The sequence below is a fragment of the Methylomonas defluvii genome (assembly GCF_033949435.1).
Classification (GTDB): Bacteria; Pseudomonadota; Gammaproteobacteria; order Methylococcales; family Methylomonadaceae; genus Methylomonas; species Methylomonas defluvii.
Genome location: NZ_JAXARY010000010.1, coordinates 56,245 through 70,175 on the forward strand (window position 1 = coordinate 56,245; position 13,931 = coordinate 70,175).

The 13,931-nt window shown below is 46.7% G+C and carries 17 protein-coding genes; 3 read left to right on the top strand and 14 right to left on the bottom strand.

The genetic code is table 11. From position 1 onward, the window contains the following. The first annotated feature begins 72 nt into the window (after window positions 1–72). Window positions 73–729 carry an SOS response-associated peptidase gene (locus QLH52_RS12085; RefSeq protein WP_319961722.1) on the top strand — a complete coding sequence of 219 codons (657 nt, stop codon included), beginning with the start codon at window positions 73–75 and terminating at the stop codon, window positions 727–729. Window positions 730–784: 55 nt separating this feature from the next. On the opposite strand, the gene QLH52_RS12090 is transcribed toward QLH52_RS12085, so the two are convergent. The 3 genes from QLH52_RS12090 to QLH52_RS12100 form a co-directional block, all read right to left on the bottom strand. Beyond that, window positions 785–1,306: a hypothetical protein gene (locus QLH52_RS12090; protein WP_319961723.1), complete on the bottom strand. Its 522-nt coding sequence runs from the start codon at window positions 1,304–1,306 to the stop codon at window positions 785–787. A gap of 496 nt (window positions 1,307–1,802) precedes the next feature. After that, window positions 1,803–2,309: a DUF1993 domain-containing protein gene (locus QLH52_RS12095; protein ID WP_319961724.1), complete on the bottom strand. Its 507-nt coding sequence runs from the start codon at window positions 2,307–2,309 to the stop codon at window positions 1,803–1,805. 250 nt (window positions 2,310–2,559) lie between these two features. Beyond that, window positions 2,560–2,871 (bottom strand): integration host factor subunit beta, encoded by a 312-nt coding sequence (locus QLH52_RS12100; protein WP_319961725.1) that lies wholly within the window; start codon window positions 2,869–2,871, stop codon window positions 2,560–2,562. A 214-nt stretch (window positions 2,872–3,085) separates the two neighbouring features. Here QLH52_RS12100 and QLH52_RS12105 point away from each other — a divergent pair, with 214 nt between their 5' ends. Both QLH52_RS12105 and QLH52_RS12115 read left to right on the top strand, forming a co-directional pair. After that, window positions 3,086–3,247, top strand: a complete 162-nt coding sequence (locus QLH52_RS12105; protein ID WP_319961726.1) for a hypothetical protein — start codon at window positions 3,086–3,088, stop codon at window positions 3,245–3,247. A 769-nt stretch (window positions 3,248–4,016) separates the two neighbouring features. Further along, a complete protein-coding gene (locus tag QLH52_RS12115) occupies window positions 4,017–4,907 on the top strand; it encodes a DUF5655 domain-containing protein (RefSeq protein ID WP_319961727.1) in 891 nt (296 codons plus the stop codon). 359 nt (window positions 4,908–5,266) lie between these two features. Here the strand turns inward: QLH52_RS12115 and QLH52_RS12120 are convergent, their stop codons facing one another. The 11 genes from QLH52_RS12120 to QLH52_RS12170 all read right to left on the bottom strand — a co-directional run bounded on the left by QLH52_RS12120 (window position 5,267) and on the right by QLH52_RS12170 (window position 13,927). After that, the gene (locus QLH52_RS12120) at window positions 5,267–5,647 is read right to left on the bottom strand and encodes a GGDEF domain-containing protein (RefSeq protein WP_319961728.1); all 381 of its coding nucleotides are present in this window, start codon (window positions 5,645–5,647) and stop codon (window positions 5,267–5,269) included. A gap of 175 nt (window positions 5,648–5,822) precedes the next feature. Then, window positions 5,823–6,293: a hypothetical protein gene (locus tag QLH52_RS12125; RefSeq protein ID WP_319961729.1), complete on the bottom strand. Its 471-nt coding sequence runs from the start codon at window positions 6,291–6,293 to the stop codon at window positions 5,823–5,825. A 148-nt stretch (window positions 6,294–6,441) separates the two neighbouring features. Continuing rightward, window positions 6,442–7,035 (bottom strand): hypothetical protein, encoded by a 594-nt coding sequence (locus QLH52_RS12130; protein ID WP_319961730.1) that lies wholly within the window; start codon window positions 7,033–7,035, stop codon window positions 6,442–6,444. A gap of 16 nt (window positions 7,036–7,051) precedes the next feature. Next, window positions 7,052–7,819: a hypothetical protein gene (locus QLH52_RS12135; protein WP_319961731.1), complete on the bottom strand. Its 768-nt coding sequence runs from the start codon at window positions 7,817–7,819 to the stop codon at window positions 7,052–7,054. 295 nt (window positions 7,820–8,114) lie between these two features. Further along, a complete protein-coding gene (locus tag QLH52_RS12140) occupies window positions 8,115–8,378 on the bottom strand; it encodes a hypothetical protein (protein ID WP_319961732.1) in 264 nt (87 codons plus the stop codon). A 2-nt stretch (window positions 8,379–8,380) separates the two neighbouring features. Further along, complete coding sequence (locus QLH52_RS12145; RefSeq protein WP_319961733.1) at window positions 8,381–8,968, bottom strand: cytochrome P460 family protein; 588 nt, start codon at window positions 8,966–8,968, stop codon at window positions 8,381–8,383. Between the two features lie 77 nt (window positions 8,969–9,045). Beyond that, window positions 9,046–10,368 carry a hypothetical protein gene (locus QLH52_RS12150; RefSeq protein ID WP_319961734.1) on the bottom strand — a complete coding sequence of 441 codons (1,323 nt, stop codon included), beginning with the start codon at window positions 10,366–10,368 and terminating at the stop codon, window positions 9,046–9,048. Between the two features lie 329 nt (window positions 10,369–10,697). Then, window positions 10,698–11,324 carry a cytochrome P460 family protein gene (locus QLH52_RS12155; RefSeq protein WP_319961735.1) on the bottom strand — a complete coding sequence of 209 codons (627 nt, stop codon included), beginning with the start codon at window positions 11,322–11,324 and terminating at the stop codon, window positions 10,698–10,700. Between the two features lie 78 nt (window positions 11,325–11,402). Beyond that, the gene (gene msrB / locus QLH52_RS12160; RefSeq protein ID WP_319961736.1) at window positions 11,403–11,864 is read right to left on the bottom strand and encodes a peptide-methionine (R)-S-oxide reductase MsrB; all 462 of its coding nucleotides are present in this window, start codon (window positions 11,862–11,864) and stop codon (window positions 11,403–11,405) included. Between the two features lie 184 nt (window positions 11,865–12,048). Beyond that, window positions 12,049–12,930, bottom strand: a complete 882-nt coding sequence (locus QLH52_RS12165) for a LysR family transcriptional regulator (protein WP_319961737.1) — start codon at window positions 12,928–12,930, stop codon at window positions 12,049–12,051. A gap of 403 nt (window positions 12,931–13,333) precedes the next feature. Continuing rightward, window positions 13,334–13,927 carry a uracil-DNA glycosylase family protein gene (locus QLH52_RS12170; protein WP_081733853.1) on the bottom strand — a complete coding sequence of 198 codons (594 nt, stop codon included), beginning with the start codon at window positions 13,925–13,927 and terminating at the stop codon, window positions 13,334–13,336. Between the last annotated feature and the right edge of the window lie 4 nt (window positions 13,928–13,931).

The window sequence follows — 13,931 nt, forward strand, 5'->3', positions numbered from 1 at the left end:
ATGGGTAGTCTACCGCCAGATTTTATTTTGTTCTACATTTGTTCTTATTTCGGGTTTGGAGTGCCTATCTGCATGTGTGGCCGTTACAGTTTGACAGCAAGCGCCGAACAGATTGTTGAGCACTTTCAACTGCTGCGTTCGGTGAAATTCCAACCAAGCTACAACATTGCTCCCGGTCAGAAGATTTTGAACATCGTTGAGCTGGAAGATGGTTCACGCAAAGCCGTGAATCTATTTTGGGGACTCGTACCGTCCCGGGCCAAGGACAAAAAAAATAGTTCGCACCTGATCAACGCCCGGATGGAAACCGTGCAAGAAAAGCCGTCGTTTCGCTCAGCCTTCAAGCATCGACGTTGCCTGATACCCGCAAACGGGTTTTTCGAATGGGAGCGCCTTAACGGCAAACAGGCTTTCCACATTCATCGAACCGATCAGCAATTATTTGCTTTTGCCGGGCTTTGGGAACAATGGCAGCACGAAGCCGAAACGCTGTATTCCTGTACGATCATCACCGCCGCAGCTAACGAGCTGATGCAACCGATTCATGACAGAATGCCAGTAATCATTTCTCCTGGCCACTATCATCAATGGCTGGATAAAACAGCCGATGCGGAGAAAGCCCTCAGGTTACTCAATGATGCTGCCTATACTGATATGACAACTACGCCAGTCAGCGACTGGGTGAATAATCCACGGCATGATGACGAACGATGTGTTCAGGTGTGCTAACTGTATTAAGTAAGCAAATTGCTACGCTCTGATTGGCGCCAATCAGGGTGATCAGCTAAAAGTCCTTGAAGGTGTAACCTGCGCATGATTTTCGAAAGAAGCACGAATCAACTGATTGATCCAAAAACGCCAGATAGTGCTGATCGGCCAACAAAGCATATTGCTTCGCTTGATTGACCAGTTTTTGGTGGTTACAGGCCAAACTCATTTTGCCGTATATCTGGAAATAACTTAGGTGAACAAACTTTTGAACGATTGCAGGTTTCTGACGGGAACACTCATTCTTGATCCGCTCTTCAGTTTCATCCAACAGCCGGTGAAACTCCTCGATAGCTTCATCAAACCGTCGCGCTTGCTGGAGAAGCATCGGTAAGCATAGCCACTGCTCCAGTGGATAATAACTGGGATGCTGTCGCATCAACTTAGCAGCCTCTTGTAAGCAGATAACGGCAGCAGGCAAATGCCTACCCCTGTGTTTGCGCGCCTCCCTTTGGAGTGCGGCAACCCTTTGATCAATCGGCCTTTCAGTGGTTTCTGCCGAACATTTTGAACCTGCTGGGCTATTGATCTTCGCCATCTCGCAACTCTTTCCCAAACACTCTGATGATTATGCCGCTGGCATCATCGGGATGAATTCAAGTGTCGCAAGCTGACAGCAATTCGCTGTCATTATTGTGCAACCCAAACATATTCCATATTGCTATGCCAAGGCAAAAATGAAACTTGATCAATTAATCTTCCTCCACGCCGGCAGACACCTAACGCCCTGCATCGTTCAAGAATAGCATGAGCCAGTCAACCGCCTCAACGACCTTGCTCGGTGGTTGTATCTCGTGACTCAGCGCTGACCAAACTTCAGTCAACTTGACCTTCCTGCTTGCCTGACGGTTACTTAGGTCGTGTTGTCACGGCTTTGTCACAGGGTTGTCCACAGGATTTGGGGATAAAACCGACTGCGGGTTTGAATTTAGTTGGCAATCACGTAAGAGCCGATAGGCAGTCACATTAAACATCGGCATCAAATGTAGCTGCCACTTTCAATCACAAGCGACAGCTGTATTCTGTATCAACCGTTAAATTTCACCCAGGAAATCCTTCTTACCAATCTCAACGCCGTTATGGCGCAAAATCGCATAGGTGGTCGTGACGTGAAAATACACATTCGGTAGCACAAAGTCCGTTAGATACGTCAGTCCTTTAAATTCCATACTTCTATCGTGTAACGGCAATAGAATCGTTTTGTCTTCGCTGCCGTTAATTTGCTCTGGTGACAACGATTGCAACAGCGCGATGGTTTTATCCAGTCGTGCTAACAACTCTGGGAATGTCGTTTCGTTGTCTTCGTATTTTGGCGGCTCTGTGCCCGCTAATCGTGAAGCAGCACCTTTAGCAACATCGGTGGCAATTTGCACTTGTCGGGATAGTGGATACATATCCGGATAAAGACGTGCAGAAACCAATACTGCAGGATCAATCTTCTTGGCTTCTGCATAGGCGATAGCCTTTTCTAAGATGGCGCGTAAATTGGTCAAGCTTTTGATCAGCGGCGGTATGGCTGCCGCATAAATTAAATTGGACATGGTCAATTCTCCTGAATCGGTATTATGTTAGAGACGGCAATGGATATGATGCCCCAAGCGAATGTTTGCAAGTCGGTGCCGCAGCAAAAAACACACGGTACGACTATGTCCACTTAAGGCGTGTGACACTATGTCGCATTCTTAATATTAGAAAAAACTGATATTGTGTTGACCATTGCAGAGATGTTCAATGCAATAACTTCCTCCCTCAAATCCAGCGACGTGCTGGATTTTTTTTGCCTGAAGGAGACTAGGCGTCTTTGATGGTTTTGTAACGTTCGCGTGATGCGTTCACCTTGTCACGCAAAAAAAGCCCAGGTTTAAAATGCAAAAAGCGTCGTCCAGGAACACTAACCATTTCACCGGTTTTCGGATTTCGGCCAATACGCGGATCGCGATGCGTCGTTGAAAAGCCGCCAAAGCCGCGAATCTCAATCCGTTCGCCATTGGCTAAGGCGGTGGTTAAGACATCCAGAATATTTTTTATCGCAAGCTCAACATCTTTGTGCGGTAGATGCGGCTGTTTATTGGCAATTGCGGCAATCAATTCAGATTTGGTCATGGTAGGTCGTTAGTGGCTAAAACAGTAACGGCATAAGTCGTTCAGTATAGGCATGGAATCAATTTAATGCTGCGTGGGCTATCGCAAAAGGCCTGGCCAATTGTTTCTATAATAGAAACAAATCATACAATATCAGCCTTATTGTTTATTCTCCGAATAGGTTTATAGTTAAACCGTACTTACAAAGCGACCAACATAGACAAAGGTGAAATAGATGAATACTCCAAAAAGCTTATACAAAGATGTCACAACCGGATTGTTTTTTGTCACCGGTGTACTGAGCTTTATGTCCGGTCAATTCATCCTCTCCACGCTGTTGTTTGGTGCCGCATCGCTAGCGAGTAACTTGAATGTGGCGGTGCCTGCTCGCATTTGATTTTTGTGTTGTAACCTCCTCGTTGTATTTCGCGGCTCCTCCTAGCCGCAACACTCAATAGCCTCTACCGTTGATGACTGTAGGGGCTTTTTTTGTGTCTGTTGCTTTCTCAGCATCAAATGAGCCATTGACGTCTAAACTAAACTTTCGAGTCCGTCGTCAGAAGAGCCTGCTAAGTTAAGGCACTGTTTAGCTGTAAATAAACTGACAGACGAATTTCGACCCTAAGCTGCGTGCGCCAGGATAAGCTGGCAAAGGATAGGAGGTGAAAGTCCTCCACGAGATAAGGTCTAGCCAACCGTCTCGGCCCCGAGTGATGCGCGGGTACTCGTGCGGGTATCCGGAAGTTCTTTGATGGCATGAACCATGACTGGCTGCTGCGATTTCTTCAACACCGAATCGGGGATAAACGTTTGCTGCGTCTCATCGCCAAATGGTTATGTGAGTAAATATGGGCTTGATGGGAATATATTATTAATAACATATAATACAAAACCCTAAAGGTGGTGTTTTCGACCGGCCACCGCCTTTGCCACCTTCACCGGCTTTTTCGCGCCGGCCGGCGAAACTGACGACATGGAAATAGTCCACACACAATCTGTCAACAACTCCCGCATAGCGCCGATTTTAAAACCGGCACCCTTGCTTGGCTCAGATCGCCCCGTTACGTACCTCAGTAAAAGGCCGCAACGCGGCTATAATGCGACTTACTTTTTCAGTTTTCTGTACTTCGCCCAGTTAGCGATACATTGGCGCTTTAGGAGAAACAATGCCAGTATTTACCACTCAGAGTGGCAAACTCAAGAAGTTGTCGTCTCAGCCCTTTAGCAAAGAGAAGGAACTACAAACTTTAGTTGAGCAGAATCTTGATGAACTACTCGGGATGCATTTTCTTGCCACTGAGTATACGACGACATTTGGTGGTCGAATTGACACACTTGCCGTCGACTACACGGGTGCTCCGGTAATAATTGAATACAAACGTAATAAAAACGATAACGTCATAAATCAAGGCCTTTCGTATCTAAGGTGGTTGCAAGCCCAAAAAGTCGAGTTTTTTGAAATGTTAGTTATCAAGAAATTGGGGGCGGAAGTAGCCCAGAAAATCGAGATTGATTGGAAAAATCCTAGAGTCGTATGTGTCGCTGAGGCGTACAGCAAATTCGATATCGACACAGTTGAAGTCATTCCAATGCGAATCGAGCTCTTCAAATACCGAAACTACGAAGGTGGCATATTCAGCCTAGAGCCACTGGGAGTAAGCGAGCAAAAGTCCAAGACGAGTTCAGACGTTCCGGTGGAAAAGACAACAATTGACACCACTATCGAAGAACTCACAAAAAAAGCTTCTCCAAGCACCAAAGAGCATTTCGAAGACCTTAGAGCAAGAATTTTCGAACTTGATGAAAATATCACGGAAAAGGCTACAACCCTATACGTCGCGTACCGCGTAACGAAGAATTTTGCGGAAATCCATATCGGAAAAAATCAATTGAAAGTTCATTTGAGACCCATTGAGTACAACGACCCAGATAGCAAAGTTGAAAAGGTTTCAGATTCTTACAACTGGACAATGGATCGCCGTATATACGTTAAGTCAGCAAATGATCTTGCATATGCTTTGAAGATCATTGAAGAGTCATACCAGGATGTGCTGTAAAAACTACCATGCATGAATTGCTGTTAGGTTGCTTTTTTAGGGGTGTGTCGGGGCTGATCCAATTTCACTGGCTTTGTTCGCGCCGACCTGCGAAACTGACGACCGCCCCGATCTTCACCTGACGCTTGCACTAGGCTGATTTTACGTTGATCGGTTCATAGCGACCCAAACCCGTCTATCGAGTTTCTCCAAAACGGTCATTCAGTGAAATACAGATTCTTCCAACTGTTGGGCTATAAAGCAGACGTTGGTGGCCTCAACCTATCGGCCATTACCTGCCTTCCGGAAAATATAAAAAATAGCGTTTTGAATGACTGCTTCAACATCATTTTCTGACATCTTTATCTTATGGTAAGAAATCAACACACAACTCGATTACGACCATTTTCCTTTGCCTGATACAGCGATTTATCGGCGCGGATAATAAAGTTTTCCACGTTCTCACCACACTGCAACCGAGCAACACCAATGGAGATGGTGACGATACCTAGCACTTCGTTGTTTGCTTTGCGCCGCAAATGACTTTTTTCCATGGCGGCTCGGATATTTTCACAAATTTCCCGTGCCTCTTCGAGCGTCGTATCCGGCATGATGATAGCCAGTTCCTCACCACCGTATCTGGCCACATGGTGGTAAGGAAAGGCAAACTGACACATTAACGAAGCGATAAACTTGATCACATTGTCAAGGATAATATGGCCGTAGCTGTCATTGATACCTTTGGATCGATCGATATCCATAAACAGGAGCTTCGCTGACTTCCTGATCCACTAAATGTTCCAATGTTTGATCGAACGCGCGCCTATTCAATAATCCGGTCAAGCCGTCGGTTTTAGCTATTCGTTGCAACTGACTCAATTCCGATCGCAACTGTTCTATCTCGTGGCCGGCTCCTAGGAGCTTGGTTTGCATAGTTTAGCTGGTGAGCGCCAAAGACTGGGTTTCCTGAATAATCTCCCGTAACAAGACTCGAATATCGACCGTTTCGGAAAGATTTTCCAGAAGGGTCGATTTTTTCTGAAAATTGTCGTTGGTTTCTTCGACCCTGTTATAAGTATCGCTAATAGCACAAGTCGCTTGGTCGATGACCTTCTGAAATTGATGATTGAGATTTTCGAACGATTCGAGCGAAGCATTACAAATATATTTGCCGTAAAACTCCAGACTAACGGCTTGAGTGAAGGGTTTGCCTTCTTGGAATAACAAGCTGAATGCTTTGGTCAACGTAGCGTTTTTGCCGGTTATGTATTCGTAACAAATGGCATAGTTAATCGGATAGGCCGCAATATTGTATTGGTTGATTAAAGGTAAAATCTGTTTCAGATACTCGGCATTCAATGGTAGTGAATAGTCATATGCGGGCAAAAAGAATGAGCCATACGCCATATTGATTTTTCCTATAAAAAATCACTGCAGCAATAAGCTCGCTAGGCAGTAACGCTTCTACCACCCTTGTTGGCTACTGCATTGATATAAATAGAGGATGTCGTGTCGCAATCACGCAGTGTAATCAATCCAGATGAAGGAACATCTATTACCTATAGGCCGGCGACATTTTACGGCGGATATAAATGCTCAAGTAAATCATCAGCAATCCGCGGAAAACTAAGTTGGTACTGAGTCCAAAAGAAAAGAACCAGCTTTCGCTCGTAGGCCATTGAAGCCAAACCATCAAACCCAAAACAAATGAAACCGCGCTGATGAACAGGTTAAAGCCTAGTTGCGAAATTTTTAATTTTATTGCGAAAACGGCCTGAAGTACGCTACGCGTTAACAAATAAAGCGCGATCATTAAACTCAACCGATCCGGTGTATCTGAAATACCAAATATTAATAACGTACCGAAGATGAGGTCCAAAGCGCCGGCATTCATACGTTGCATAAAATCGCATACTTCTAACGAAAAAACTGCGTCAATACATTCAAACGCGCCAAGTAACATAATCAATATGCCGATTACGGGTAACCAGGAAAAGTCTGCGACCGACAATATAGCAACCGTGGAATTGAATATGCTTGCCAATGAAAACACAAACCCGACGATGACGACGAAGACGCCTTGAATAAGCCACAACCACCAAGGGATGTTCAGGCGTCCGTCTTTAATGAAAAAGCTAAACAACTTCATATTTTGTAGTCATCGGTTAAAAGTTATGAGAAATCCCCAGCCAAAGGTTGTTGTTATGGAAACCAATGAACTCATTTCGCTTCTGGCGGTTACCATGTTCCAAACCAAGCGTAACCAGCGACTCCTTACTTAAGGCATAGCGCAGTTCTATGCCGCCCAAAAAGATTTCCTCTGGATTGTCAAAGTGTTCGTCCAGCCGATTCATTGTGGTGTAGCAATTTTTTTCGAAGTCGAAATCTACTGCCAATTTTATTTTCTCGCTCAACTTGGTCTCTATTTCGATCGATGCATAGTGAGTCTGATAAGAAGCGTCGTCGTTTAATGCGATTGAGCGCTGATTGCGGGCATTGCCAACTTCAAAGTGATACCCTAAAAACAGTTCGGTATCCGCCGTTAATTCGATTGCGAAATGCGCACCCAACGTCCACAAGTCGGTGCTGCGATGCTTGAATACGCCATCGTAGTCGCGCAAGCCGTAGCGACCCAACACATGCATTGCGAGCCAAGCCGTCAGTTCCTGCTCCACGTGGATTGACCAAATGTGAGAGGTCAAACTTTCGTTTCCTTCGATGGCGTCGCCGAATTCTTGTTCAACCATGTTGAAACCTAGCAAGCGATCTGGAACGAAACGATAAATCGCACTCACCGTCGTCGCCGATTCGAATTGACGACTGACGGCAGTTTGAAAATTTGCGTGGGTAAAGTCGGTGTTTTCGGCAAACACATAGCCACCCGCTTCGGCAAAAAAAGTTGTATCGCCGAAATTTTCCGGCAAATCCAGCAATACTGACGCCGTCGGTTCGTATACAAAATCCGATCGCCCCGAAGGTCTGTCCACCGCTGCCGGGGAGTCGCTATTTTTGCCGAAAGATTTTTTCGAGCTTCCCAGCAGGAAAAAATCGGCAAAAATTACGCGACCGCTTATGCCTTCGGCGCCCCGATTCGTCCGCGTCACCTCGCTCCGACCCAACAAGGGGTCGAAACTTAGGCTCTCGCATGACTTGACGCCGTGTCGCGATGCCTTGCAGGTTTTCTCCGCTTCGCTACGAAAACCCGCCCGGCGCTACGGCTATCGGGGACTAAAAATCTTCACTTCGCTGACGCTCCGTTTCCAAGATTTTCAGCGGCTGTGTGGGGTCATCAAGCAAGGAAAGTTGTCGCGTAACGGTAAAAAGTGCGACATCATCGGTATAAAACGCTCGGCTTGATAGTTCCACGTGATAATCCGCCGCCGCTTCCACGCTGTAAAGCGACAGCAAGAAACAGCCTGATAGAAAGATTTGCTTCTGTTCTTTCAGGCAAGAACCATTAATTATCGCTATATGTTTATGGTAAAGAGTCAAGATCACTTCTTAGGAAAAAGCGTTGGGTAACCTTCGACATATATCCAATCTTTATCTTTGACGGGTGTATGGCAACTGATACAGTCCTTTTTGTAATTTGCCGATACATTGATATTAGTGCCGTCATTCTTAACCAAAGCCCAGCCCCAACCGTCGCCCCAACTAGTGTTTTTAGGAAAACGCCCTTGCCTATCTTTAATCATCACAAACCACTGTTTGATGGTGTTGTTGGCATAGCTAACACCTGTACCAGTCGTGTAATTGCCTGCGGTCGATGCCCGTAACTCTTTGACAATGGCGGCACCGTCAGGAAATTTTCCGGTTTTACGGAATTCATCAACCGCTTTGCCATCGGCATAAACATCATGAAAACCGCTGGCGTCGCCTTCAGGTACATGCCACGAACCGAGGTGCACCATAGTTCTTCGAAAGTCGGTCGGTAACCTAATCCGGCCGGTCTCATCCACATAAGGGGAAAAATTCGCTGATGCGTTTGCCGTATTCCCTTCAGCGTGGGTTAACGACATGCCTATTAATGACAGCACAGCCGTTACGACCATTAAATATCGAGCTTTTATATTTCTTCGCATGGTTTTATTCCTTGGTTACCGGGTATATAGAGGGAATTGCAACGTTGTCCCGCATGAAACCATGCGGGGGCTATTCATCATCGGGTCGCAATACCAAGAGGGCGAGCCAACAGATCTCCTTTATTAGGGATGTTATAGGGTGAATATTTGTTTTCGGTAATCCTGCCTTCCGCGCCGATTTCGACGACATTCAGCGTGCCACCGTCACCGACGGGCGTTTTATCGAAAGTACGATGTTTTACCGTATAGAGGTATTTTTCGTCGGGACTGAGCGCAAGTTGGTAAGGCGCTCCATAACCCCTCAAATCCATGTGTTGAATTTCTTTTGGGTGCCTGGGATCGCTCAAATCGTAAACCGATACCGTATCCGAACCGTTGTTTGTCGTATACGCACGGGTACCAGCCTTATTGATAGCTACCCAACAAATGAGCTCACCGCTGTTAGAAGCTGAATCCACGAATTTGAGGGTACCGCTATTATCGTATTCAAAGACGCCCAGTTTTGCGCCAGTTACCATGGACACGTAAATTAAGGGTTCTTTGGGATGAGATTGCAGACCGAACATCAACGGATCCGGTTTGCCGTCTTTGTTGGTATCAAGACCGCCTTCAAAAATGCCTTTAGGGGCTTCCAACTCTTGCAGCAGCGATAATTTTCCGTCTTCGGATAGCTGTAATACACGAATCGTGGAAGGTTTTTGTTTATTCAGCAACTTACCCCACATTGCCTCGCGCGCTGGCAGGTAAAAGCTGCCGAAATCCCCGTCGTAAACAAACCGGTTGTTCACGATCAACGCTTGCGTGGGTGAACGCGATGCCGTTGCCAATTCCACTTTGCCCTCCGGAACCGGCATCAGAGCGCCATTCTCGGTAATTTTATGCACGCTATAGTTGGGTTTGCTGGCTGCCATGTCGCGACCGGGATCCTCGTTTTTGTTGACCACGACCAGGTAATCACCCGCGTAGCCAATACTGACTGGATTTTTGCCTCCCGAAGGAAACGGTGAACCCGGGACGGGTTTTAAAGATCCGTCGTCAGAAACATCGAAAACGGCAACGGTGTCCGAACCGCCATTCACCGCAAACAATCGTTTTTTATCGGGACTTAGCGTAATGGCCTGATCCAGATCGAAAGGGCCGAAATGTGGTAGCACAAACTTGGTTTTCCAGCCCATGCCACCGGTTAAAAAAGGCGAGCCCGGCAAAGGCGCCAGACTGCCATCCGCATTTTGCCGGTAGGCGGCTACTGCGTTGCCATTGACAACAGGGTCGTTGGTAAGTGTATATATCGTTGTGTTTTTTCCGGAGTTTTCATCGGCATATAAAATGGAAAATACCGATGAATAAATCAAGACCGACAATATCCATAGGTTCCTGTTAAGCAATATTTCTTTTTTCATTTTGAATTCCTGACTAAGTTATGGGTCGTTCAGAATGGTGCCAAGGACGCTATCCGACAAGGGCGCAACCAAAGTGTTGCTCGTTTGCCGAATCTACTATTGGCGTCATGTGCACAGTTAGGGCCAAATGCTCTTTGTTTACGGCAGCGTTCTGACTAGAAGGAAAAGTAGGTTGCGAAGAACATTCCGGTCATTCGAGGCAAAGCTAATAGTCTGCCGCCCCGTCAAAGCAATGTTGGCCAGCATATTCGGATCACCCTGACGCAGCCCGAGAAATGCAATTGGGTTCTCCCAATTACACTTTTCGAGTAGCGAACTTCAGTCCTGTTTTATTTGTATGGTGCTGGTTCTAATACATCCTGATAACCGCCGGTTGCGGCTTTGCCTTTACCCTTTCCAAATTTCAAAATTGGATAGTATTGAGTAAAAACGAAGTCGTCCGCTGCTGAAGCTGCGTGGCATGCATTGCACGCTGCTGTTGGCAGGGCTTCTGCCGTCTTTTTAATTGTTTTGTGATCTTCTGTGCTGAATGAAAAAAACGCCCAATTGCCCGGTTCATTCGGGAAGTATTTTTTGCTTTTTATGGTTGCCTCCAGACCGGCAAATTCGCCGCTGAAATAACCGTTGCCGCTAACGGCCGTTTTCGAACCGACTGACGTCATTTCTTTGATGGTGATAGTACCCTCGGGAAATGTTCCGGTTTTCTTGTAGTGAGCCCAACTGTCCGGGTCAACGTAGACGTGGTGAAACTCGGGAAACGTCGCTTTGCCGTTATTCATGTCATTGGGCGTCAAGGGTGTACCAACATATACCCATTCCCGGTATCCGGTCGGCCGTTCCAATTTTCCGTCCTTGATCGTGAAGTACTTTTCCGCCATGACTGGGTTCGAACCCAACGCCAAAGCGACAACACCCATAACTAAACTGCTTTTTACGAATCGGTTTTGCTGTTTCATCTTCTTTTATCCTGGTTGTGATGGTTTGAGCTGTGTCAGCCCAATTGTTTTTGCTTTTGAACACCCGAAATAAATTAATTAGTGACCGTATTGCTGTTGAAACAATGTCTCAAACTCGCCATAACCTTGCGCAGCAAGTTCCGCTCTTGGTACAAAGCGCAGGGCGGCAGAGTTGATGCAATAACGCAATCCCGTGGGCTTGGGACCATCGGAAAATACGTGGCCGAGATGAGAATTACCTTGCGCAGAACGTACTTCGACTCGGCTAACTCCAAACCAACTTCGATCCTCTTTCTGTGTGATATTTTTTGGCGCTAATGTCAGAAAAAAGCTTGGCCAACCGGTGCCCGAATCGTATTTATGTAATGAATCGAAAAGCGGCTCGCCGCTGACGATATCCACATAAATACCTTCGGCTTTGTTATCCCAAAATTCGTTTTCGAACGGTCGTTCGGTCGCTCCATATTGGGTAACCGCCCGTTGCAGTTTTGTCAGACAGTGGATTATGAATACTTGTTCGTTTGAGATATTCGCTGCCATCGCCCGCCTCCAAGGATCGCTTGCCGAAAAGGGAAAAGGTTAATTTTTCTGACTTCGGCAACACTCTAATGCGGAGAAATGGTTTTGAGAAATAGGGATTTGTTGAAGAACGATAAGCCGTGCTTATGGTTTGAAATGCGCCGAATTAAAAGCGGTTTGCGAAGGTTAAAATTTAAATGCGGATCTATGCCTTGGGCCATTGATGGCTATTAATCTCGTTCATGAAGTAGGTCAATGCCGGTTTCCGCGTTTGATCCATGGGTACGACAAACTCGACGACGCGTGTTAACTTGGGATCGGTGACCGGCTTGCAGTCCAGGCCGGGTTGTAATACCGAATAACGAGGAATCACCGCTACGCCCATGCCGATGCGAATCAGACTTTGAATCCAATCTTCGCGCTCGCACTGAAATACAACGTTGAGATTCAATCCTTGAACCGAAAACAATTCGCGAAATTCCTTACCAAATTCGCAATGTAATCGCTCGATATACCGCTCGGCCGCGATACTGCGCACGGAGACTTCGCTTTCCCGAGCAAAGGGATGGCCTTGCGGAAAGGTAATTGCCATTTCCTCGTTAAACAGCTCGACGTGCTCCAGTCTCGGATTAGCCGGTCCGTGGCGCGCGTAGAAAGCGCCGTCGATAGCGCCGCTGAGCAATAAACCCGGAATACTCTCGTGAACGACATCGTGCAGTATAAGCTTGACCCTGGGGTGATTCATCTGAAATGTACCCAATAAATCGCCGATCATGTTCGGCCCGATGGTGCACATCACGCCAATATTGAGCTCTGAGGTTTCTCCGTTGACCACTGCCTTGGCCGTCCTTCTGACCATGTGCTGAGTACGTTCGATTTGCTCGAAATAACTTCTTAAAGATTTTCCCAGTTCCGTCAGTTCGGTTTCGCGACCATTACGCGCAATCAAATCGCCGCCCAATTCTGCTTCCAAACGCTTGATCGCCTGGGTTAGCGCGGGTTGAGTGACATAGCATCGCTCCGCCGCTTTGGTAAAGTTTAAAGTGTTGGAAAGGGCCAGAAAATAACGAATTTGATTAAAGTCCATGATTCTTGAGGTTTGAAAATGAATAAACGATTTGAGACTTAGAAAGATTATCTGATTTTTGAGCCTTGTCATGAAAGAATGAGTTTTACGCCGCTAGCTGACCGAACCAATTTTTGAATGAATATTTGGTGTAAAAAATTACCTTTGTGACTGGTTATACAGCAAGAACGGTCGGATGGGTTTTTGGATGCTGAACGGCGGCAACGGGTCGTGATTCGACTGACAGCTCATCTGATTCCTTGCCGGAAAGCTGTCATTAAATTCTGATTCCCGAAAGCTGCCAGTCGCCACTGAGTGCAGCCGACCCAAACCGGCCATCGGATCTCAATAATTGACCGTCAGGTTCCCCTCGGATAGCTGCCAGTCAATTTAAGACAGCCAACTGGATCGATCTGCCGATCCATCAGCGGAAGCTGGGCCTTTCGAGTACTTCTCTAATAAGAATTCGCAGAGCCGGAAGCAGCTCAATTGTAAACCACGGATTTCTGCGTAACCACAGATTATTGCGTGGGCTGGGGTGCGGCAACGGCACTACGCCAGGCCAATGCTCGCGCCAATTTTGAACAGTTGCTGTTACTGATTTACTGGCATTCGGCAAATGATACCCTTGTGCATACTGACCAATGACCAGGGTCAGACTTAGGTTTGGCAGCAGCCCCAACAAATCCCCACGCCATTGGGTGGCGCATTCCGGTCTTGGTGGAAGATCACCCGATTTGCCCGTGCCGGGAAAGCAAAAACCCATCGGCAGAATGGCGACTTGTTGTGGGTCATAGAAAGTTTCACTGTTTAAGCCCAACCAATCCCTAAGCCGATCACCGCTGGCGTCTGAAAACGGCACTCCGGATTCATGGACTTTTCGCCCGGGTGCTTGGCCTGCCACCAAAATCTTTGCATCAGGATGCAATTGGAGGACAGGACGCGGACCTAGCGGTAAATGTTCTGAACAGAGTATGCAAGAGCGCACTTCATAAAGTAATGATTCAAACCCCGCCATAACT